Genomic DNA, 23,380 nt, shown 5'->3' with positions numbered 1-23,380 from the left:
CAGATGAGTCTGATGTGTCTGTTTGAAAATGCAGCCCGAAATGCAATGTGCAAGCAAAGCATAGTATTCAAAAACAAAGAGTCAAATTACTTCTTTGATTCCAGAAGCCGATTATGCGACTCATAGCAATTATGCATCCCAAGGCAATTTGGACGGTTGATTTTTGTGAACAATGCTTCGCTCCATAACTTCCTGTTTGACTTGATATCCGTGTGACCTAGATTCCTTCTGTAAGAGTCTCTACTTACGCGTTATCGATTTGATCTTTCTCTTTATCGTACTGGCTCATCTATGTGTGGAATTGCGGGCATCATTCGCTCTGACCAGGCCCCGGTCAAACAGTCAGAATTACAGGCCATGATTGAAACACTGAACCATCGGGGACCCGATGCCTCAGGAATCTCGACGGGTGGCTCTGTGGGTTTTGCACACAGCCGTTTAAGCATTGTGGACCTGGCCGGGGGACTACAGCCGATGCAGACCCCCGATGGCCTGCTGACCGTCACATTTAACGGCGAGATTTTTAACCACATCGAATTACGCGCTCAACTCAAAAGCAAAGGCTATGAGTTTCGCACACATTCCGATACTGAAGTCATCCTGCATATGTATGCAGAATATGGGCCGGAGTGTGTCCAGCACTTTAACGGGCAATGGGCGTTTGCCATTCATGATCGTAAACGTCAGGAAGTTTTCCTCTCCCGTGATCGGATGGGAATTCGTCCGCTGGTTTACACACAGTCTCAAGGTCGACTGAGCTTCGCCTCTGAAGTCAAAGCACTCTTTGCATTGCCTGATGTCAAACGGGAAGTGGATCTGACAGCCTTGAATGAGCTGTTTACGTTCTGGTCACCACTGCCTCCCCGAACATTTTTTGCAGGCATCAATGAATTGCCTCCGGCACACTCGATGATTGTGAAAGATGGCCAGGTCAAAATCTGGCAATACTGGCATCTCGACTACCAGCCGAATGAAGACAGCCGCTCACTCGATGACTGGGCAGAAGAACTACGCGATCTGTTGATCAATGCCACTCAACTGCGATTACGTGCCGATGTCTCCGTCGGAGCCTACCTCAGTGGTGGACTCGATTCTTCTGTGACCGCAGCCATCATTCGAAATTACACGAACGCCCCCCTGAATACTTTTTCGGTAAACTTCAACGATAAAGAGTACGATGAAAGCAGCTATCAGCAGGAAATGATCCGTGAACTGGGAACGGATCATCAGACCGTCTGCTGTTCCTATGAAGATATCGGCCGCATCTTCCCGACTGTCATTCAACACACTGAAAAACCGGTTCTGCGTACTGCCCCTGCTCCCATGTACCTGCTGTCAAAACTTGTTCAAGACAGTCACTTCAAGGTGGTAATGACAGGTGAAGGCGCCGATGAAGTACTGGGCGGTTACGACCTTTTCAAAGAGACCAAAATCCGCCGCTTCTGGAGTCGTCAACCCGACTCAGCAATCAGACCACTCCTCCTGAAGCGACTCTACCCCTACATGAAAAATTTGCAGGCACAGTCTCCCGCCTATCTCAAGGCGTTTTTCAAAATCCGTCAGGATGAAATCGACAGCCCGTTCTTCTCCCACCTGCCCCGCTGGGATTTGACATCGAAACTGAAAACGTTCTTCAGCGCAGACGTGAAACAGCAACTGGCTCACCAGGATCCACTGGTAGAGTTTGAAAGCCAACTGCCTGGTCAGTTCTCTGAATGGCCTTCCTTCTGCCAGGCTCAGTACCTGGAATCCATCAATCTGATGCCGGGCTACATTCTGTCCTCACAGGGAGATCGCATGGCGATGGGCAATTCGATTGAAGGACGGTTCCCGTTTCTGGATTATCGTGTTGTGGAGTTCGCCTCTCGCATCCCCGTGCGATTTAAAATGAACGGCTTGAACGAAAAATATCTGCTGAAATACGCGATGCGGGATCTGATTCCGGACAGTATCCGCAAACGCCCCAAGCAACCTTACCGTGCCCCGGATGCGCACAGCTTTATTGATACAGAGAAACAATCGGCCCGTTTTGAATACGTGAATCACTTATTGTCCGCCGAGAAACTCAAGGAAAATGGTCTATTCCAGCCAGAAGCAGTCCAGCGACTTGTCAAAAAGATTGAACAGGGGCGTGCAATTGGTACCCGTGACAACATGGCACTGGTGGGAATCCTTTCTACCCAATTGCTCATCGAACAGATGATCCATGGGAAAACCGTGTCAACAAACCACAATATAGCGGCAAGTGCACCAGCACCTGCCTGATTGAAACACTCTTTAGATTAACTCAACACCGAATTTTAAAGGTAGAAAATGAACACAATCCAAAATGATGTAAGAAACTTTGTCGCGGAAAATTTCCTGTTCGGCGAAGATCCCGCGTCACTTCACAATGACGATTCGTTCCTGGAAACGGGCATCATCGACTCGACAGGCGTCCTGGAACTGGTGGCTTATATTGAAGATCACTTCTCCGTCGTAGTGGATGATGACGAACTGATCCCGGAAAACCTGGACTCCATCGATCGACTGATCACTTTTATTGAATCCAAACTCAAAGAATTAGCATAACGACTGAGGAGCAGGCCCTTGTTGCTGCAATCATTTTTAGAAAACAGTGCGCGCGAGTATCCCGACAAAATTGCTTTGATCGTTGGTAAAGAACGCTATACCTACCAGGAACTCGAATTACAAAGTAATCGCCTGGCACAGGCACTCCTCCAGCGGGGACTGCAGCGGGGTGATCGTGTCGCAATTCATCTGGATAATTCACTGGAAGCAACTGTCGCTATCTTTGCAGTATTGAAAGCGGGCGGTGTCTTTGTGATGGTCAACCCCACTACAAAGATCGATAAACTGACCTATGTACTGAATAACTGCAGAGCCACGGCCCTGATCATTCCGGACAAAAAACAGAACCTGATCCTCGAACATGCGGCTTTGCTTCCTCATTTGAAAACCGTCATCGCAACTGGTTCCAGCTGCGATCAGCCTGAAAGTACGGAATGGCAACTCCTGCGATTTGAGTCCTGGGATCAATTGCAGAATGACTATGCTGATCAGCTGACACCACCTGCCATCAAAACCATCAGCATCGACCTGGCTGCCTTGGTCTACACATCAGGATCGACTGGAAACCCTAAGGGTGTCATGCTTACCCACTTGAACATGACCTCCGCTGCTCGCTCGATTACCACATACCTGATGAATGAGTCCTCCGACATTATCTTAAATGTTCTGCCGCTCTCGTTCGATTACGGTCTGTATCAGTTACTGATGGCCTTCCGGGTAGGAGCGACTCTGGTTCTCGAAAAATCGTTTACCTATCCACATGCAGTACTACAGAAAATCATCGATGAGCAGGTCACTGGTTTTCCGCTGGTACCTACCATGTCGGCCATCCTGCTCAAGATGGATCTCTCGAAGTACGATTTTTCCAAGCTGCGATACATTACAAACACGGGAGCCGCCTTACCAACCGAACATATTCTCACCTTCCGCAAACGTCTGCCACACGTCCAGATTTTCTCAATGTATGGTCTGACAGAATGCAAACGTGTTTCCTACCTCCCGCTGGACCAGGTTGATATCAGAACCGGTTCCGTCGGGATTGCCATGCCTGACTCAGAAGTCTTTATCGTCGATGATGAAGGACACCGTCTGCCTGCCGAACAGACAGGCGAACTGGTCGTCCGAGGTGCCAATGTCATGCTCGGCTACTGGGAAGCACCGGAACGCACAGCAGAACGCCTGAAACCAGGTGAGTTGCCAGGCGAAATGTATCTCTATACCGGGGACCTGTTTCGCATGGACAGCGAGGGTTACCTGTACTTTGTCGGTCGACGTGATGACATCATTAAAAGCCGGGGTGAGAAAGTCAGCCCCAAAGAAGTAGAAAATGTTCTGTTTACACACCCGTCGATTTCCGAAGCAGCCATCGTGGGTGACCCGGACCCGATACTCGGCCAGTCCATTCGTGCCATTGTAACAGTGATGCCCGAACAGGAACTCACAGAAAAAGAAGTCATTGCTTACTGCCGCAAACACCTTGAGGATTTCATGGTCCCGCAGAAAGTTGAATTCCGGGATGAACTACCAAAATCTCCCAATGGAAAAGTCGATAAGAAACAGTTGATTCTTCCCTGAAACAGATCTACATGCCAACACAGAAAATCAGATTCGCGTTCTCGCGATCAACACAACCCATGAGGATGAAATGACCATGATCACACAAACCAGAACCTTTCAACCTGAATTACTGAACCTTGACTGCGCAGCAGAGACAGATCGCATTGTCAACTGGATGCAGGAAACCGTTCGTAAAACAATGCGAAAAAAAGGCGCTGTCCTGGGGCTTTCCGGGGGCATCGACAGTAGTGTTGTGACGGCCCTCTGCGTGCGGGCTTTTGGGTCAGACCGGGTGCTGGGAATCATGATGCCCGAACACGACACCAAGGACGAAAGTTTAACCTATGGTCAGTTACTGGCAGATCATTTCAATGTAGAAGCGATCGTGGAGAACATCTCTCCCATGCTGCAGGGAGCAGGCTGTTATGAACGCCGCGACGTCGCCATCAAGCAGGTGATCCCGGAATATGAACCACACTGGAAATCAAAAATCGTTCTGCCGAACCTGTTGAAAGAGGGGGGTTATCGAGTCTTTTCAGTCGTCGTACAAACCCCTGAAGGCGAGTTCATCAAAAAACGTCTGCCTTTATCTGCCTACCAGACGATTGTCGCAGCCACGAACTTTAAACAGCGCTGTCGCAAGATGATGGAATACTACCACGCCGACCGTTTGAACTACGCCGTTCCCGGCACTCCCAATCGTCTCGAATACGATCAGGGATTCTTCGTCAAAAACGGCGATGGCGCAGCCGACCTGAAACCGATCGCCCATCTGTATAAAACTCAAGTATACCAGCTTGCCGAGTATCTCGAAGTACCAGAAGTCATTCGGATGCGTCCACCGACGACAGACACTTATTCTCTCGAACAGTCCCAGGAAGAATTCTTCTTTGCTGTTTCCTACGACAAGCTCGACTGCTGCCTGTATGGCCTGAATCACGGTTATACCGCAGAGGAAGTTGCTGCAGGTACTGATCTGCCAGCCGAACAGGTCGCCCTGGTCTATGGTGACATCGAATCCAAGCGCAAAGCAGGCCTCTACCTGCATCTGCCGCCACAGCTGATTGAATCCATCTAAGATGCACTTGAAAGATGATATTGTATCGACAGATTAAAAATCGTCTGAAAGGAACCCGCCTTGTGAGTAAAAAAGAACTGCTGGCCAAAGCGCTCGACTGGACCGGAATGAATTGTCTCGCCCGCAATGCCTCTGTCTGGAATGGTCTGCTGGTATTGAACTACCATCGTGTCGGTGATATCAACAATTCCGTTTTCGATCATGATTTATGGAGTGCCTCCGCAGAAGATTTTGAAAAGCAGATTCGATTTCTCAGCCTGAACTTCGACATGATCCGCATCCGGGATCTGGATCATATCTGGAATCAGCCACGGGGGCGGTATGTTCTTGTGACATTCGATGATGGGTACCTTGATAATTATGAATGGGCGTTTCCCATCATCAAATCTTATAGCGCACCCGCGACGTTCTTCCTGACAACCGGTTTTCTCGATGACAGAAAAGTGTCCTGGTGGGATGAAATCTCCTGGATGGTTCGGAGCGCAACGCGGCAACAGATTCAATCCAATGAGTTGACGGGCAACAGCCTGTCGCTACATCCGGATGACTGTGAGCAATCGATTAAAAACCTGTTGAGTATTTTCAAAAAGCTGAGCGGCGATCAGACAGAAAATTTCATGAACTTTCTGGCAGAAGCAACTGGCGCAGGTCGCTGCCCGCAGGAAATCGCAGACCACGTCTGGATGACCTGGGATATGATCCGCGAAATGAGCGAATCCGGCATGGACATCGGCGGCCACACTGTCACCCATCCCATTTTGTCCCGGCACTCCCCTGAGATTCAAAAGTTTGAAATTGAACACTGCAAACAGCGAATTGAAACAGAAATCGGACAGGAGATCACCAGCTTCAGCTACCCTGTCGGCGATAAAGACTGCTTTAACCAACACACCAGGGACTGTCTGACTCAAGCCGGGTTCCAGTGGGGCTTCAGCTACTACGGCGGCTTTGCTCCACTCGGAAAACCTGATCAGTGGGACCTTCCCCGTATTGCAGTGGAATCCGAAGAACCCGCCTCCCTGTTTCGTGCTTCGGTTTCGATCCCACAGGTCTTCAGCAGCAAAAAGTGTACATAAGAACCTGCACGATACCAGAAAACCAGCCTGCCTCGATCCATTTCCTCATTCTGTTAGCTGATATTTTCTGAGTTTTTCTGATCCTGCTGCCCAGTTGGTTGACGATTCTTATTGAATTTGCGATAACAGCGGACCGCTTTAAAGGTTGTGTTACGCGCTCTTAAGCAATGTAACTCAAGACCCTGACTGCTCAAATTGGTCTGATCCTCTTGGCATTTGAATGTAAGCTATTATGTGAAAATAGTTTACTTCGATCAGTCCTTAAGTATATTTCTTTGCCGTTCAACGAGTTAACTGTACGGCAGCTTGTGATTAATCTGGGAGAAACTCTGAATGGGTCGTTACACAGGACCAAAAGGACGGGTCAACCGTCGTCTGGGAGCTTTGGTTTTTGAAGACGCAGGTGCAACACGTGCATTGGACCAGCGGAACCTTCCACCTGGAATGTCACAACGTCGTCGCAAAGCATCTAACTTCGGTCTGGCTTTAATCGAAAAGCAGAAGATCAAATTCTATTATGGTCTGCGTGAACGTCAGCTGCGTCGGTACTTCGACAAAGCTCGCCGTATCAAAGGAAACACCGGGGAAGCCCTGCTGGTTCTCTGCGAACGCCGTCTCGATAACGTTGTCTGCCGAGCTGGCTTTGCCCAGACTCGCCCTCAGGCCCGCCAGGGAATCGTACACTCCCACTTCCAGTTGAACGGTCAGACCGTAAATAAACCATCAATCTGGGTCAAACCCGGCGATGTCATTACAGTCCGAAATCGTCCTAATCTCAAAAAGCTTTACGCAGAGCTGATTGAGTCAGGTCGCCCCGGATGTGCATGGCTCACACTTGACAAAAAAGAACTGGCAGCCACTGTTGTCACTGCTCCCACCATGGAAGATGTCAGCCTCCCGGTTGACGTCGGTCAGGTCGTCGCTCTGATTTCACGCTAAAAGTTACCAGCAAATCATTTCAACACTCCGAAAAACTGTCCGGTTTTTCGGAGTGTTTTTTATTTACATTCATTAATAACTACCCCACTAGGGTGAGAATTGTCTGCCGAAACGTTATTGTAATAAACGGAATTCAGGCTGCCTGTCTGGATACAAAAAGCAGTAACCACTGTGGCTACTGAAACCACGATCGATCTTGATACATAGAGGCATAACTATGGCGACGGAACGTAGAAAAGCCGTCCTGCTGTTTGGTGCTCCCGGCGTTGGTAAGGGAACCCAGGGACGAATCCTCGGTCAGATTCCCGGATTCTTTCACCTCTCCAGCGGCGATGTTTTCCGCTCGATCGATATTGAATCGCCGGAAGGTCAGGAAATATACAAATACAGCTCTCGCGGCGAACTCGTTCCCGATGACCTCAGTATTCGCATCTGGAAGCAGGGCCTCGATGCCCGCGCCACCCTCTCCATGTACAAACCACGCAAAGATATTCTCATCCTCGATGGAATTCCCCGGAATATCCAACAGGCCAAAATCCTGGAACAGCATATTGATGTTCTGAAAGTCCTGCACCTGACCTGTAGCGATGAAGAGGAAATGATCCACCGCATCCGTCATCGTGCGATCCGTGAAAACCGTGCCGACGATGCCAATGAAACCGTCATCCGTCGCCGCTTCGAAATCTACCGTGAAGAATCGGCCCTCGTTCTCAGCTGCTACCCTGAAGAAATCATTGCTCATATTGACGCCATTGGGTCACCAGCCGGTGTTTTATTTGCATGCCTGGAACAACTCGTTCCCGTGCAGGAAGCCCACTTCCGAGGAGAGTAATCTCCACGAGCATTGAAAACAAGTTCTCCTTTCCGCTAAGCTGGTGGTAATCATTCCACACTCGATCGCTCTCCGGAAAGGTAATTTCATGGTCGATACTGAAACTCGATATTCCTCGCAGCTCGTCAAAAAACGGTTCCCTGGAATCAGCTTTCTGATGATCTGCCTGGCATTTCTGTCTCTGCTGTCAAACGACGCAGTCGCCCGTCCTGACCGTCAGCATCCCAATATCGTTATCATCTTCACCGACGATCAAGGCTACCAGGATGTGGGCGTCTTCGGGTCTCCCAATATCAAAACCCCCAATCTCGATCAGATGGCAAAAGAAGGAGTCCGCTTTACCGACTTCTACGCTGCTCAAGCCGTCTGCTCTGCTTCACGTATCGCACTGCTTACCGGCTGTTATCCCAATCGTGTAGGCATCCGCGGTGCACTCGGCCCCCAATCCAAAATCGGTATCAATGCTGAAGAAACCACCATCGCCGAAGTCGTCAAGCCACAAGGCTACGCCACTGCGATCTACGGTAAATGGCATCTGGGACACCTCCCTGAATTTCTCCCCACCCGACATGGCTTCGATGAATATTTCGGGCTCCCCTACTCCAACGACATGTGGCCCTTCCATCCCACTGCCGGCAAACGCTTCCCCGATCTCCCGCTGATCGAAAACGAAACTGTCATCAATCCCAAAGTCACCGGCAAGGAACAGACCCAGCTCACCACTTTATACACAGAACGAGCCGTCTCCTTCATCAATAAAAATCACGACAAACCCTTCTTCCTTTACGTTCCACATTCGATGCCTCATGTCCCCCTGTTCGTCAGTGAGAAATTCAAAGGCAAATCCGAACAGGGTCTCTACGGCGATGTGATCATGGAAATCGACTGGTCGGTCGGCCAGATTCGACAGGCGCTCAAAGAAAACGGTATCGAAGAGAATACGCTGGTCATCTTCACCTCCGATAATGGCCCCTGGCTCTCCTACGGCGATCACGCCGGCTCGGCACTCCCTCTGCGTGAAGGCAAAGGTACTGCCTGGGATGGCGGACAACGTGAACCCTGTATCATGGCCTGGCCCGGTCAGATTCCGGCGGGCTCCGTCTGCCACCAGATGGCAATGACCATCGACCTGCTTCCCACCATCGCGTATCTCACCGGCGGCAAAGTTCCCCAGGATCGTATTATCGATGGTAAGAATATCTGGCCGCTGATGAGCGGTGAACAGGGAGCAAAATCTCCCCACGACGTCCTCTACTTCTACTGGGGCGATCATCTCAACGCCGTCCGTAGTGGTAAATGGAAACTGCATTTCTCCCATCCTTATCGCAGCCTGAAAAACAAACCCGGTTCCGGAGGCACCCCCGGCCCCTACATCCAGAAGAAAACCGACCTGGCTCTCTTTAATCTGGAAAACGATGTCAGCGAAAGTAAAAACGTCGCCGACCAGCATCCCGAAGTTGTCAAACGCCTGACTGCGTTGGGAGAACAGGCCCGCGCAGACCTCGGCGATTCCGGTACCAAACGTAAAGGCAAAAATAATCGCCAGCCCGGCCGCGTGGATTGAAGATCAATCACAAGTCAAAGCTGCCGATTCACTTTGCAGGCAGCTTTGCTTTCTCCTGTTGTAATTTTTTCTGCTTCTCGTTCAAAGAGACCTCTCTGGGAAGTTCGATAAACAGAATCTCAGTCCCCTCGATAGTAATCCGTCCCTCCTTAATCCCGGCTGAAGCGTTGGGGAAATATTTTTCCAGTGTCGCGATGGGAACCGTAGGATGTCCTGCGTGTGTCGCGATGTAAATAACATGCCCCTTCGCCAGCGGTAGATAGGTGTCGTATCCGGTATTGAACGACTTGGCCACAGTCAATCCTTTCTCCTGAGCCAGCTTCGTCAGTTTCTGATAATAAGGGGAATTGCCGATCACAAAACAGGTTTTCCCCAGCACAAATGACGCTGCTGTATCAACGGGCAGCAGGCTCGGATCCAGTTTCGAAAAATACGTTTTGGTCTGTTGTTTCCAGGCTTCCCACTGCAAAGACATGATCATTGTTTTGGGATCATTGCCTTTATGATAGGCGAAGCGATTCCCCGGCAGGATTCGCGTCTCGGGTGAATAATTCAGATAGACCCGTTTTGCTCCCGGATCCAGCAGCACCCATTTTCCATCGAGATAAACTTCCAGAAACACATGCCCCGACCAGGTCTGAAACGAGTCGCCTCGTTTCAAAGTCCAGATCCAGGGCACATCCATCGTTTTCACCCAGACCGTCGGGATGCCGGCACTTTTCAGCAGAACACCACAGGCAATCGCATAATCAGCACAGCCACCATAGCAGCCATCCCCGATCACCGAATCGAAGTTACGCCACTGATACGCCAGATCAGCCTGATATTTCAGACTGGCATTCATCCAGTCCAGTACATTGGAAACCGTTTTCTGATCCGTGTCTGCTTTCAGTTTCAGTGCCTCTGATTTGATCCTGGCCTGATCTCCCAGGCTGACAGGAGTAATCAGATATTTCTCGGGAGCATTATAATCAATGGCATCAAAAACAGGTTCCGCAGCCAGCAGACTCGAACCAGATAATAGAAACGGAATCAAAAACCGCCACATCGATTCTCTCCTGTGAAAGTCATTCCAGCTTTCATTTTTGTTTTGCTTCCACAATCCCCAGCGCAATTCGCACTCCGGACTGAACCACCTCATCAGTATCCTGATTATTCTTCAATACCACAATTGCCTGTTCTAAATCTTTCGAATAGGGTGGATTTGCCTCCATAAAAATCCCAGCGAATGCCTGGGTAGTCACGCGTCTCACTTCCACATTCTTATCATCCAGCAGGGCGGTCAGTTCTTTCACGGCCTGTACCCCGCCTTCCTCGCGGCGTTCCAGTTCAAATACCGATTGCCAGCGGACATTAGGATCCGTGTCGGTCATCTTGCTTCGTAACTCGTCGACCGTCAGCGTGGAATAATCAATTGGTGGAGCAAAATTGCAGCCAATGAGCAATAACAGGAGAAAGCAGTAACGATACATCAGATTCCTCAAAGTACAATGTGAGGGAGAGATTCTCTTTTCTAAAACTGTCGTTGATTTGCCTGGAATGAAACGGGAACTCCTGCTTTTAACCTTCCACCATCTCTGCTTCGATGACGTTTTCCACAAAACTCTGATAGGCGGCTCCCACATTTTTTGCCAGGGAGTCCGGAAACACATGGAACTCGCCAGACTTCAGAGCGGCGACAATCCCATCGGCGACCAACTCCGGTGGTTCCCCAATCTCTTCAAAACCGGCCGCATCTCCCATATCCGTAGAAATCGGTCCCGGATGAACGCTGACAACCATCGTCCCCTGTTCCTTGAGCATCTCCTTCAATGCCTGTGTCACAGAATAAGCGGCTGCTTTGGAAGCACAATACGTCGTGAACTGCGGAAAGCTCTTCAAAGACGCCACCGAATTCAACTGCACTAGTGCTCCACCGCCATTCGCTTTGAGCACGGGCGAAAATGCCTGAGCAACGCGAATCAAGCCATAGACGTTTGCAGTCATTTCGAACTCAAGAGAATTCAGGGCATCCTCAGAGAGTGCCGTTGTCGTTTTGAGTACCCCTGCATTGTTCACAACCAGCGACACATCACTCGCCACTTTCGCCGCGTTTTCGATCAGCTCCGGTTTTGTCAGGTCAAATTCCAGCGGAACCACACGATCCCCATAGGCGTCAATCAATCCAGCCACCGATGATGTATCGCGAACAGCCGCATACACTTTGGCAGCCCCTTCTTTCAGGAGTCCTTCCAGAATCGCTTTGCCAATCCCGCGGTTGGCTCCCGTAACCAATGCCACCTGCCCCTGAATCTCATAGCCCATTTCAGAATCCTTTATTAGAGTTAAATCACCCGCGATCAGCTCACAGCAAGCTTGTTTAAACGTTAGAGACATTCTAGGCCGCGGCTCAAGTGAGACAATCCCTCATCTGATTCCTCATCTTCGAATGACCCCGTATTTGCTTCCACTTTTGATGCACTGAGAATTTATTCTTCCGTCGCCAGGACAATCATACCTGAAATAAAAGTCCCCTCTTCTATGAAATGTCCCAACATACGTTCTCGATGTTCCGTGTCCCAGTAGCGAACTCTTAACTCAACGGTTTCTCCAGCGTTCAAATAAAAGCTTTCTTTCCCCATTCCACACCAGTCCCAGCTGGAAGACTGCCATTTCCCTCCCAGGTCGATCTCCTGAAATAACTGAATCCCACTTGAGCCGACAGAGGAGTATCTTAATCTCGTGTTTCCCGAATTCCTGATGGTTACGACAACATCATCTCCAGCAGACCTTCTGGAAACGATCTCAGGCGTATTCTTTAACACTTGATCTTCTCGAAAGATGCTCTGCAACCACCATAGATCCGGCGGTTGATCGTCTGACGCTTTCTTTAAAGATTCTCCACTGCTACTGGCGATGACAGCCAGCACAGGCAGGAACAACAACCGAAAGAAGAGAACCATAGAAACTCCCTTTAAACGTTTTTCCGCACTGCATCGCAGTTATGCTCGGCAATCAGCACTGCCAGATCGCGAAACGTCTGTAACTCGGGTGGCAGCGGGTTAGTCCAGTACTGCCAGAGCAATGCGATATACCAGGTGGCAAATGCAAACACAGCCATCACGAACAGATACAGATAGTTTTCAGTCAGAATCGAAATGGGTATCGCAGCGACAATTGCCAGCCCCCCGATCAGACAGCCCCAGCCGTCAATGTCCCGCCAGGAATTTGACAATCTGGGAATAGCGAACTCGGTTCTCCACCAGAGTTCACTCCAGAAACGATTCAAATTGCGTCCGCGCAATACATCAATGATTTTTGTGCTCGGCCCAAACCGTTCTTCATAAGGCAATTTTCCAAATAACTGTTCGATCCCGTAAAATGCTCCCGCCGGACCACACTCCCTGTGAATCACCGTCACCGGTTCAAAAGAAACCGTATTGATAGCCCGCTTCTGAATAAATCGCGCTATCGCTCCGAAGGTAAATTTTGGCGCGACATCCCGTTCCCATTCTTCCACACTCAGAAATGGCCCGCCGAACCCGAGTCCCAACTCCTGGTCCCACTCTTCCAGCGTGCAATCAAAATCAAACTGTTTTTCGAACCGATAAAAGATATCCGCCAGATCGATTTCATCCCACAATTCATCCGCCTTCATATGTAGATCAACCCGTGTCTCTGCATCAAAGGTAGAATCTGTTCCCATCGCATCACACCAGCATTCATACATTCCGTACAGAATCTGCTTCTCAGTATAGCGTGTCTCCTGCACCAGAGTCCCCTTTCTGAATACACGGGAATATTGCGAAGCATCCCTGCGCTGCTCATTATCAATCAGCATAAAACAAATGCCCCGGCAGATACAGATTTTCTTTGACCATCACCCCTGAATTTGAGATTTTTTAATTCCCCTGCTAACCGATCTTTCGCACAATATGAAGATTTGATGCAGCTTACGGAAACCGCGTCGAATGGCTTGAGAGGATTCTGCCTGGATATCACAATATCAGGACAAGATGAATAACCTCTGAAACTGAAACGGCTTAAAGATTTTCTCCAGTAAAGGATACGCCAGCGATGCCTGTGAATGTTACTCGGCTGCTTCGCCTCTGTACTCTGCTGATCCTGCTCATAGTATCGATCACGAAACCTGCTGACGCCTGCACCACTGCCGTCATCAGCGGTAAAGCAACAGCCGACGGACGCCCGCTGCTCTGGAAAAACCGCGACACCTCTAATATACACAACGAAGTCATTCTGCTCACGACAGGGCCTCTGCGCGGGACTGCCGTCGTCAATGCCGGCGCTCGGAAAACGGTTTTCATGGGAGTCAACGAAGCCGGCTTTTGTATCGAAAATTCCTTGAGCAAGGATCTGGCCACAAAAGGGAAAAAATCGGGACCGGGAAATGGTCGCTTGATGAAACAGGCGCTGGAAACCTGCAGGACAGTCGCCGACTTCAAACAACTGCTCGAGAAAACCAATCAGACCGGTCGACGCACCGTCGCCAATTTCGGCGTCATCGATGCCCAGGGGGGCGCGGCCCTGTTCGAAACCGGTCCTACCAGCTTTACGATGTTCGATGCCAACGACCCGGCGGTCGCGCCTCACGGCTACATCGTCCGTTCGAACTTCGCCACTACCGCCCGCGATTTTCCCGCTAATCCCACGCCAGAACAACTGGGAAAGATCTACTCTGCAGAACGCTATTCCCAGGCCTGTTCCCGCCTCGATCTTCAAAAAGAGAAAGGCATTACCGTCGATTACCTCATCCGCAACCTGACGCGTGATCTTTCCGATACAAAAGGCACTCCCTGGCCCGGCACTGTCAACGGTGTAAAACAAACGCTGCCAACAGTCATTAAAACAGACAATACCATCAGCCGTTCCACCACCGTTTCCGCTGCCGTCTTTCAAGGCGTGAAACCAGGGGAAGATCCCCGACTGGCGACGATGTGGACCATCCTTGGTAATCCCAGCTTCTCCCTCGCTGTCCCCTGCTGGGTCGAAGTGCAGGAAATCGCCGATCCACTCGCAGACGACAAGGGAGCTGAACTCGGCGAAATCGCGATCACCTTGCGTGCCTGGAGTAAATCCGACGACGGCAAAGGCATCCACACCGAATACCTGCCCGGCATCTGGTCTGATCTCTGGCCCGTCGAAGACCAGATCCTGAAACTCACTCGCACCTTTCAGCAGGCCCGCAAGGAGCACGGCTACTCTGCCGGTGCCGTCACCCGCTTCCATCAGAAAATGGCAGATCTCGCGATGACCGCCATGCAACAGGAACTTCGCGAAATGAAACAGGCCGCGGTAACACTCCCGGCTCCAGCGCCGCCCGCGTTTGCTCCTGTCAAAAAGACGATTGTGATTCCCTGAATTTATACTTAGTTCGAAGGCTCTTCCCATGCGACCTGTTTCACAATTTCTGCTGATCGTATTTTGCATCACACTATTTTCAATTCATCCTCCTGAAGTTCACGCGGAGAAAACCAAACCGGTTCGCGTCGCCATCTTTGACTTCCCCGAATCCGGCTCCAAAGGTTATGAAAACCTCTCGCGTTTTCTGACCCCAGAGAACAGCTTTCAATGCACGAGCATTTCTCCTGAAGAGATTAGCGACGGAAAGCTCATAAACTTTGACGTCGTCATCATGCCCGGCGGTAGTGGCAGCCGTCAGGCAAAAGCACTTAAACCGGAAGGCCGGGCCGCAGTCCGCAAGTTCATAAAAGAGGGAGGCGGCTACGTTGGCATCTGTGCCGGTGCTTATCTGGCTTCTTCGCATTACAACTGGTCGCTCGATATCATCAATGCACGCGTCTGGGATCGTTCCCACTGGAACCGGGGCAAAAGCAACGTCTCCATTCAGTTAACTCCTTCCGGCCAGGAAGTCCTCAGTAAAACCCAATCCAAATACAACATCTATTACTCCAACGGCCCGTTGCTGGTCCCCGACAATCAGCCCGACCTTCCCGGCTATGAAGTCCTCGCTTCTTTCACATCCGAAGTCGCCCGTAACGGCGCCCCGGCTGAAGCGATGACAGGTACCCACGCCATCATCCGTTCCAAATTCGGTTCCGGTCGCGTCATCTGCTTCAGCCCGCACGCCGAATTCAAAAACGGCCCGCATTCCCTGATCGCCTCAGGCATCTACTGGGCCGCCAACCAGGACTGAACCTGCTTCTTTCACTGCAGATTTCAGCACCACTCAACCAAGAATATTCCAGACCACTTCGCAACGATCAGCTTGACAGGCTCCCGCAACGGAACATTATGCGTTAACTGCGTCGCGCGCGAGGCAAATTATTGTTTCCCCGCTTTCCCTGTCCTTTACTCGACTTAGCGAAATCTGATGATGTATCTCCTGATTAACCCGAAAACGAAATCCCTAAGCAATAGCAGTCCATTCCACGCTACAGATAGAGATTATACTCGATATCACCCACCCGATTTAGTTCAGTCTATGCACCGACAATAAAACTGCGGGTCGACGCACTTCAGACCACTTTCAAACCCCGTTCACACCCCTGTCGCGCCGGTTCGGCCCCTGATCGCCCCAGTTCGGCACACGGTACATTCTGCAGTCAGCAAACAGGCAGTTCACATCGGGAATCAATTATTTCCCGGTAACCGGTCGCTTTCGGGGAATCGTCAGGGGGCCCTGCTGTGTGTAGGGATGCTGTGCTTTGATCTCCTGATAGCTCAACCAGCCCTGTGCCGAATGTAATTGTTTGACGTCTGACCGCTCATAGGCAAAGAACAGCGGCTTATGATGCATCACAATCCGGTCGGGATAAACATCGAAACTGCACCAGCCGAAACTCCCCGCACTGACCATCGCTGTTCCCCCCAGCACCAGGTAGTGTGTCTCTTCTTCATGACCATGCCACACCGGACGGTGGTAGTGCCCGCTCAGGCACAGCAGCACCTGGTACTGTTTCATCAGTGCCCTCAACCGGTCACGTCCGACCCCGATCTGGTTGTATTTTCCCCGGCCCCGTTCGTTATTCTGCCAGGGAGAAACATGCAACGCTATCACAATTTCCTCACCCGCTTTTTCTGCTTTCTGAAACTCCGCTTCGACCCAGTCCAGTTGGCTGTCGCTCATGCCCACATGATTCCCCTCGGCGTCAATCACCACAAACCGCACCCCTTTGTGTACGAACGCGTAATGCAGCTCGCGATAAAAATAGCGGATAAACAGTTCTGGAATCTCATGGTTACCCCGCACATAGTGGTAAGGCGCAGCGAAGCCTTTGACCAGTTCCAGCATCGCGTCATACGCCTTCAGATCGGTTTTGGTATGCACCATGTCTCCCAGCATCAGCGATAACTCAGCTCCCGACCGATTGATTTGATCGACGGCCAGCGCGAACCGCACTTGATCCGCCTCAAATCCACCAAACCCCAACTGCGGATCTCCCACGGCGGCAAAACGAAAGATCAACCCGTCCTCTGTTTCCGGCAACAGGCGCGGGAACTCAAACCCCTTTGGCGTTTTTTTTGAAACAACCAGTTGACTCCCCTGCGCCGCGTCATCGGGTGTGCCCGCATTTCCCAGGTAAATCTGCGAGACAGCGGCACTGCTCGTTAAAGGCAGGTCCTCGCCCAGCCTCTGCTGATCCACCCAGCAGGCATACGACCTGCGATCCAGGTCGACCCGCATCGTCAGGGTATAAGCCCGGGATTCAAACGGAGTAAAAGTATACAGACGCCAGTCGGGACGCTCATACACGGAATGCCAGCGGATCTGTTTCTCATCGGAACCTTTACGTTGATAAGGCTCCGCCGCAATTCGCGCGATTATGTCGTTCGACTTCTTACCCCGCAGATCAAAAAACGCGCCACTGTTCCAGTCTTTCGAAGGTTCAAACTGACACTGGACCCAGATCACCCCTTCCGTGATCGGTTCCTCAAGCAGACGGCGTTCTCCCCAGCCATCCACGGCAGTCGGCTCCGCCTGTGCATTGAGCGTCTGAGTAAGCAGACAAAAGCAAAAACCACAAACTGCGACAATCAACGGCAATCTTGGAGAGCGTATAACAATTGAGTCGCGTCTTTTTCGCATTATGTTACTCCTCAGCAATCAGTCTGCCATGCGTAAGCTTGTTGTCACTCATGCTTCAACGGCCAGTTATAATGAAGATATCCAGCCATGGTGGGACGATGGTCGTAAATCTCAAATCGATGTCGCAGCTTTGCAGTTGTCAATACATTGGAAACACGTTTCGCTGCACACATTAAATCTTCAGCGGTGTCAGCCTCCGCACAAACGGCGGGATCACCCAGATCACCGCCGTATTCTACGAATGAAAAGCCGATTCCTTCACCAACTTCAATTTGTATCGAATACTGTCCCACATGCACTCGCAGACCAGCCTGCTTTAGAAGTTGAGCCATCACAGTTTTCGTCGGCCATTCGGCAAGCTCACCCGCAATCCAGGCTGATCTGTCCATGCTGATTTCTCGTCCCGCGTCATTTCACCCGCACCAGCTTCATCAAACGCCCGGATACGTTCCAGTCCTGCACGTACAGGTTACCCTCTTCGTCCCAGTAGGAACCGTGGGTGCCGCTGAAGATGCCTTCCCGCCACTGATCTTGAGGCACATTGAAATTACGATGCGTTTTAGGATCTTCATTGTTCCCCAGAACGGCCACGATAGTGTTGGTCTTGTCCAGAATCACCAGCCGTCCGTGCAGGTCGGGAACCGAAACGTAATCGCCCTGGATCGAAACCGATGTTGGCATCCCCAGTCCGGTAATCACTTCTTCAATGAAGTTACCATCCAGATCGTAATGCAGCAGTCGTCCTTTGGGCATATGATTGCGGTCGCAGATCAGCAGCCGCGGGGGATCGTAACGCGTATCCAGTGTCATGCCATGCGCGGTATTGAATTCCTTCAACCCGTTCCCCTTCTTGCCGAAGTGGGACTTGTATTTGCCGTTCTTGTCGAACTTGAAAATGTAATTGCTGGCGTAGCCGTCCGACAGAATGATGTCACCATTGGGAGCCACGGTAATTGCCGTCGGGGCGAACTTCTTCAGTTTGAGTCCCGATTCTTCCGGGAACGGCAGTTTCAGAATCATCTCGCCAGTCTCTGCATTGAACTTGATGCCCTCCGCGTTCGCATTGCGGGCCCCGTAAATAAATTCGCCTTCTGCTTCCTCGCGAATTTCCATGTCATGAATGTTGGAATATTCATCACCCAGAAAACGCCTGACGACTTTGCCATCAGGAGAAAAGACAACCACGCCAATTTTGGCACTCGTGTAGATATTCCCCGCTTTATCAATCACGACGCCGCCGTGGGTTGGTCCCAGGACCGAGCGTCCCTGCTCGTCAAAGCCCCAGCCGGGCACTGTATCGAAGGTCATGATCCCGCTGCCCATCCGCACTGGTGCAACTTTTTCTGCCGCCGACAGCGAGACCGTTACGCTGAATACCACAGCCACCGCAATATAATTCAAGCACTTTTTCATAATCCGGATTCCCATTGATTGAATGTCAGAGTGGAATGGCGGGCCATTCTCAAAAGTTGTAAGTAATGACAGACAGTAACCATACAAGGTCGGCTGCCATCCCTACCAGTATCCCCCTCCGTGCCACACATTGCAACTAAAGCCATCAAAAACAGCATTTCCGAGCAATTCCTGATTTTTTCTCAATCTCCCTGTAACACATTTACCGGGCGCTCGCTTGGTAATTCATGCAGGGGGGATGACAACCTGCCACACAACTGTGAATCACACGTGAAACAGATTCACTTTCCATAACAAACCATTTCAGGAGACAGAACAATGAAACGTATCGCACTCAGCCTGATGATCATCACTATGGTCTTCAGCACCAGCCTGCTGGATGTCGAAGCCGGTAATCGCGGCCGCTCCGGTGGCTCAAAACGCTCTGGCGGTTCCAGCTTTTCCCGCTCTTCACGGTCCAATAACTTCTCCTCTCGCAGTCGTACACAAAGCCGGGCACCGAGAATGCAATCGTCACAGCGATCAACCCGAAACTTTTCCAACGTCCGCAAAACACCGACAACAACGAACCGAAAACCAACAAGTCGCACCATTCGCGATCATCGTACGCCCACAACGCGTAACATCCGTGATCATCGGACCGGCAATACCAAATTCACCCGCGACCATCGACAGATGAATGTCAGACCCAAAACAGTGAATTCAGCACCACGCCCACGCCAGACGTTCAAACCCATTGATTCGGGCATCGGTAACGGCAAACCGACCGGCGGCGGATTCAATCGACCGACGAAGAAACCCTTCACCGGAATTCGTCCGCGACCTGCGAACGGTTCCGCTCCTAAACCACGCCCCTCAATCAAACCTATCGATCCGGGTATCGGAAACGGCAGACCTGGTAATGGCGGCATCCGTCCGCGTCCCGGTAACGGCGCCCCCAAGCCACGACCTTCAATCAAACCCATTGATCCGGGTATCGGTAACGGTAGACCAGGTCTGGGCGGAATTCGTCCTCGTCCAGGTAATGGGGCACCCAAACCACGACCAAATCCAAAGCCTCCCGTAGGCAATGGTCCTCCCAAACCACGTCCGCCTAAACCAAATCCCGGCCAGGGTCATAACGGACACGGAAACAACGGCGGTGGTCATCATGGCGGACACCATAACGGTGGACATCACAATGGACACCACAACGGAAACCACGGCCATCACTGGCACAACCATCGTCCCCGTTTTTCCTGGTGGTGGTTCAACTACTGCACACCACTGCAAAATTGCAGAGTAGACAACTACCAGTATTGCAACTACGTCTACCCGACCTGCGACTATGTCGCTCCCAACGGTCAGATCGTCGAAGACGTTCGCTGGTACCTGGGAATGAAAGGATTGATGTTACCCGGTAAAGGCATCGGCATCGAATCGGTTGAAGCCAATTCTCCCGCTGATCTGACCGGACTCAAACCTGGTATGGTCATCACGAAATGTAACGACGTCGTCATCACCGACGATACCACCTTCGGACAGGTGATCGCAGAATCGGGCGGCGTCCTGGAACTGGAACTGCTCGAATCAGTCGATGGTCCCCAGCTCGAAGCAACCGTGCAGATGACGCGTCTGCCAACTGCCAACTTTTAAGGACTAGGCACCGCATGATGCAAGCAACCCCGTGAAAACGTCCGATGAGGTGCAAACCTTGTCGGGCGTTTTTTTGTTGGGGAGAGAGACCACTTTCGATTCATCCATTCGATCACCGATCATTTTGATTTTTCTGAAGATATTTCTGTCAAATTCGGTGGATTGCTGCGGTGGGCTTCCGTTTTAGATCATTGAGACTCTCTTAGGATACCCCGCAGTCTTGGGTTATCCGGTTGATCAACTCTTTTGTAGGGCGGGCCTTCGTCATTACAAATCAACCACGCGTCTGGTGGCTTCTGTCGCTCAGTTCTAAAGAACTGCGCGCAAGCGACTGCACGCTTCAGGAGAACACATCATGCTATTCCCAAAATCACATCGCCGTCAGGCATCCCGTAAAGCATCTCATTCTTCCGCCGTGGAGCACCTTGAAAATCGTCAACTGCTGTCGGCAGTCAATTCCCTGGCAACAGACATCACAGACGATAACACATCGCAATCAAATTCCAATACGACGCCCGAATATGCGTCGATCGACGGAACCGGTAACAACGTCGACAACCCGGAATACGGCAGTACTGATACAGAACTGCTGCGGCTGGCTGACTCAGACTACAGCGACGGCCAGTACACACCAGCCGGGGAAGACCGCCCCAGTGCCCGCGAAATCAGTAATGTCATCGCTGCCGCGGACACATCACAAACCAATGACCGTTACCTGACTGATATTTTCTGGGTCTGGGGCCAGTTTATCGATCACGACATCACCCTGACCGAAGCCGCGCACGATGAATTCGGTAATCCACTGCAATCATATCCGATCGAAGTTCCGACCGGTGACATCTATTTCGATCCAGACGGCTCAGGCGATGACGTAATCGGCTTAAACCGTTCCCACTACGAGGTAGACGAAAACGGCGTTCGGCAGCAGATCAATCAGATTACGGCGTTCATCGATGGTTCGGTGATCTATGGCTCGGATGCTGAGCGGGCTGCCAGTTTGAGAACATTTCAAGGAGGGCTGCTGGAGACCAGCGATGGGAATCTGCTCCCCTATGGAGATGACGGATTTTTTCTGGCCGGCGACATTCGCGCCAACGAAAACGCGGCTTTGATTTCGATGCAGACGATCTGGATGCGCGAACATAATCGAATTGCCACCGAACTGGCGATAGAAGACCCAGGTCTGACCGACGAACAACTGTATCAACAGGCGCGGCAAATCGTTTCCGCTGAATTACAGGCGATTACCTTCAATGAATTTCTGCCCGCGTTGTTCGGCTCCAATGCCATCAGCAGCTACCAGGGGTACGATCCCACCGTCGATCCGAGTATCGCCAATGAGTTCTCCACCGCCGCCTATCGCTTCGGACATACGATGCTGTCGTCCGAACTCCTGCGGCTCGACGAGAATGGCAACACCGCCGACGAAGGCAATCTCGCATTGCTGAACGCCTTCTTCAATCCGAGTGAGGTGGAAAACAATGGCGTTGATTCTCTGCTACGCGGCTTGACCGTCAACCTGGCGCAGGAAATTGATAACCAGGTCGTCGACGATGTACGCAACTTCCTGTTTGGCCCTCCGGGATCAGGCGGTTTTGATCTGGCGTCGCTGAATATCCAGCGTGGACGCGACCATGGACTCTCTGATTACAACTCAACACGGGTTGCCCTGGGTCTGGATGCCGTGCAAACGTTCTCCGACATCACCTCCGATCCCGATGTCGCAGCTCGCCTGGAACAACTGTACGGCACCGTTGACAACATCGACCTGTGGGTCGGCGGCCTCGCCGAAGATCATCTGCCGGGCTCAAGCATGGGCGAAACCTTCTCGTTCATCATCATCGATCAGTTCCAGCGACTCCGCGATGGAGATCGCTTCTGGTACGAAAACGTGTTCTCCGGTAAAGCACTCGATGAAATCAACGGCACAACGCTCGCCGATGTCATCGAACGCAACTCGGATGTCTCCGGGCTGCAGGAAAACGTCTTCTTTGCTCCTACTGTGATGCAAATCGACCTGGCGGAAACCGGCACCACCGACGTTACCATTCGCGTGACAGACGGGAATCTGGAAGTCGTCGACAACAGAACCAGGCGGGTGATCGGCACTCAGCCCCTGGACAGCGTCGAACGTTTAATGCTGACAAGCGGCAACCACGGATCGCAGCACATTACCTTCAAAGGCATCACCCCGGCAGATCTGCCTGGCGGTGTGATTGTGGAAGCAGGCAAAGGACACGCTGACACATTGATCGTTAACGGCACGAAGCAGAGTGATACGATCGTCGTGAACGAGAGCGTTGTTGAAGTCAACGGCATGGAACTGGAATTCACGGGCATCGAACGAATTGTCATTCAGCACACCAACACAGAGGACTCTATCCAGGTCGCTGACGGAGCCGACATCGATGTCAACGTGCTGGACATGGTGCGACGCGACTCCTGGCATGATGGACCTCCCGGCAGAGCGCAGCCACCACACCAGGACAATCATCGCCACACACAAGGTCCAGACCGGCAGAGAGCGAACCAGCGAGATGCGGGAAAAGACCGCGACGATCACGGCATGCTGGATCAGGTCTTTGCCTCTTCCGAACTGGGTAAAGTGTTAGATATGTCACCCAGAAAACGCCGTCGATAAAGGCTGATAGATTCACTTCAGAAAACA

The 23,380-nt window shown here is 51.3% G+C and carries 20 protein-coding genes; 12 read left to right on the top strand and 8 right to left on the bottom strand.

Translation table 11 applies throughout. From position 1 onward, the window contains the following. Positions 1 to 291 precede the first annotated feature (291 nt). The 8 genes from asnB to ACN0YH_RS19625 all read left to right on the top strand — a co-directional run bounded on the left by asnB (position 292) and on the right by ACN0YH_RS19625 (position 9,617). Positions 292 to 2,265, top strand: a complete 1,974-nt coding sequence (gene asnB / locus ACN0YH_RS19660; RefSeq protein WP_417381288.1) for an asparagine synthase (glutamine-hydrolyzing) — start codon at positions 292 to 294, stop codon at positions 2,263 to 2,265. Between the two features lie 48 nt (positions 2,266 to 2,313). Further along, positions 2,314 to 2,571 carry an acyl carrier protein gene (locus ACN0YH_RS19655; protein WP_417381287.1) on the top strand — a complete coding sequence of 86 codons (258 nt, stop codon included), beginning with the start codon at positions 2,314 to 2,316 and terminating at the stop codon, positions 2,569 to 2,571. Between the two features lie 18 nt (positions 2,572 to 2,589). Continuing rightward, a complete protein-coding gene (locus tag ACN0YH_RS19650; protein WP_417381286.1) occupies positions 2,590 to 4,146 on the top strand; it encodes a class I adenylate-forming enzyme family protein in 1,557 nt (518 codons plus the stop codon). Between the two features lie 76 nt (positions 4,147 to 4,222). Then, positions 4,223 to 5,206: an NAD(+) synthase gene (nadE, locus tag ACN0YH_RS19645; RefSeq protein ID WP_417381285.1), complete on the top strand. Its 984-nt coding sequence runs from the start codon at positions 4,223 to 4,225 to the stop codon at positions 5,204 to 5,206. Between the two features lie 62 nt (positions 5,207 to 5,268). Beyond that, complete coding sequence (locus ACN0YH_RS19640) at positions 5,269 to 6,282, top strand: polysaccharide deacetylase family protein (protein WP_417381284.1); 1,014 nt, start codon at positions 5,269 to 5,271, stop codon at positions 6,280 to 6,282. A gap of 333 nt (positions 6,283 to 6,615) precedes the next feature. Further along, positions 6,616 to 7,221, top strand: coding sequence for a 30S ribosomal protein S4 (rpsD, locus tag ACN0YH_RS19635; RefSeq protein ID WP_417381283.1), 606 nt, complete (start codon positions 6,616 to 6,618; stop codon positions 7,219 to 7,221). Positions 7,222 to 7,438: 217 nt separating this feature from the next. Beyond that, a complete protein-coding gene (locus ACN0YH_RS19630; RefSeq protein ID WP_417381282.1) occupies positions 7,439 to 8,053 on the top strand; it encodes an adenylate kinase family protein in 615 nt (204 codons plus the stop codon). A gap of 88 nt (positions 8,054 to 8,141) precedes the next feature. Next, positions 8,142 to 9,617: a sulfatase gene (locus ACN0YH_RS19625; RefSeq protein WP_417381281.1), complete on the top strand. Its 1,476-nt coding sequence runs from the start codon at positions 8,142 to 8,144 to the stop codon at positions 9,615 to 9,617. Positions 9,618 to 9,645: 28 nt separating this feature from the next. On the opposite strand, the gene ACN0YH_RS19620 is transcribed toward ACN0YH_RS19625, so the two are convergent. The 5 genes from ACN0YH_RS19620 to ACN0YH_RS19600 form a co-directional block, all read right to left on the bottom strand. Beyond that, positions 9,646 to 10,665 (bottom strand): transglutaminase domain-containing protein, encoded by a 1,020-nt coding sequence (locus ACN0YH_RS19620; protein ID WP_417381280.1) that lies wholly within the window; start codon positions 10,663 to 10,665, stop codon positions 9,646 to 9,648. 31 nt (positions 10,666 to 10,696) lie between these two features. Beyond that, a complete protein-coding gene (locus ACN0YH_RS19615) occupies positions 10,697 to 11,089 on the bottom strand; it encodes a HEAT repeat domain-containing protein (RefSeq protein WP_417381279.1) in 393 nt (130 codons plus the stop codon). Positions 11,090 to 11,177: 88 nt separating this feature from the next. Further along, positions 11,178 to 11,921, bottom strand: coding sequence for an SDR family oxidoreductase (locus ACN0YH_RS19610; protein WP_417381278.1), 744 nt, complete (start codon positions 11,919 to 11,921; stop codon positions 11,178 to 11,180). Positions 11,922 to 12,085: 164 nt separating this feature from the next. Continuing rightward, a complete protein-coding gene (locus tag ACN0YH_RS19605; protein ID WP_417381277.1) occupies positions 12,086 to 12,559 on the bottom strand; it encodes a hypothetical protein in 474 nt (157 codons plus the stop codon). 11 nt (positions 12,560 to 12,570) lie between these two features. Continuing rightward, positions 12,571 to 13,437 (bottom strand): hypothetical protein, encoded by an 867-nt coding sequence (locus ACN0YH_RS19600; protein ID WP_417381276.1) that lies wholly within the window; start codon positions 13,435 to 13,437, stop codon positions 12,571 to 12,573. A gap of 236 nt (positions 13,438 to 13,673) precedes the next feature. Between ACN0YH_RS19600 and ACN0YH_RS19595 the strand changes: the two genes are divergently transcribed. Next, positions 13,674 to 14,975: a peptidase C45 gene (locus tag ACN0YH_RS19595; protein ID WP_417381275.1), complete on the top strand. Its 1,302-nt coding sequence runs from the start codon at positions 13,674 to 13,676 to the stop codon at positions 14,973 to 14,975. Positions 14,976 to 15,003: 28 nt separating this feature from the next. After that, positions 15,004 to 15,771, top strand: a complete 768-nt coding sequence (locus ACN0YH_RS19590; RefSeq protein ID WP_417381274.1) for a BPL-N domain-containing protein — start codon at positions 15,004 to 15,006, stop codon at positions 15,769 to 15,771. Between the two features lie 441 nt (positions 15,772 to 16,212). On the opposite strand, the gene ACN0YH_RS19585 is transcribed toward ACN0YH_RS19590, so the two are convergent. From ACN0YH_RS19585 to ACN0YH_RS19575, 3 genes are read right to left on the bottom strand one after another with little or no spacing between them, the layout of a single operon-like run. Then, on the bottom strand, positions 16,213 to 17,664 hold the full coding sequence (locus ACN0YH_RS19585; protein ID WP_417381273.1) for a metallophosphoesterase family protein: 1,452 nt from the start codon (positions 17,662 to 17,664) through the stop codon (positions 16,213 to 16,215). Positions 17,665 to 17,708: 44 nt separating this feature from the next. Further along, positions 17,709 to 18,053, bottom strand: a complete 345-nt coding sequence (locus tag ACN0YH_RS19580) for a hypothetical protein (RefSeq protein WP_417381272.1) — start codon at positions 18,051 to 18,053, stop codon at positions 17,709 to 17,711. 19 nt (positions 18,054 to 18,072) lie between these two features. Beyond that, positions 18,073 to 19,077 carry a 6-bladed beta-propeller gene (locus ACN0YH_RS19575; RefSeq protein ID WP_417381271.1) on the bottom strand — a complete coding sequence of 335 codons (1,005 nt, stop codon included), beginning with the start codon at positions 19,075 to 19,077 and terminating at the stop codon, positions 18,073 to 18,075. A 318-nt stretch (positions 19,078 to 19,395) separates the two neighbouring features. Here ACN0YH_RS19575 and ACN0YH_RS19570 point away from each other — a divergent pair, with 318 nt between their 5' ends. Both ACN0YH_RS19570 and ACN0YH_RS19565 read left to right on the top strand, forming a co-directional pair. Beyond that, positions 19,396 to 20,712 (top strand): hypothetical protein, encoded by a 1,317-nt coding sequence (locus ACN0YH_RS19570; RefSeq protein WP_417381270.1) that lies wholly within the window; start codon positions 19,396 to 19,398, stop codon positions 20,710 to 20,712. A gap of 355 nt (positions 20,713 to 21,067) precedes the next feature. Next, positions 21,068 to 23,353, top strand: coding sequence for a peroxidase family protein (locus ACN0YH_RS19565; RefSeq protein WP_417381269.1), 2,286 nt, complete (start codon positions 21,068 to 21,070; stop codon positions 23,351 to 23,353). Positions 23,354 to 23,380: the final 27 nt, after the last annotated feature.

The organism is Gimesia sp. (assembly GCF_048262075.1).
Lineage (GTDB): Bacteria > Planctomycetota > Planctomycetia > Planctomycetales > Planctomycetaceae > Gimesia.
The sequence above is the reverse complement of the archived record's forward strand: the minus strand, read 5'-3'. Positions and strand labels throughout refer to the sequence as shown.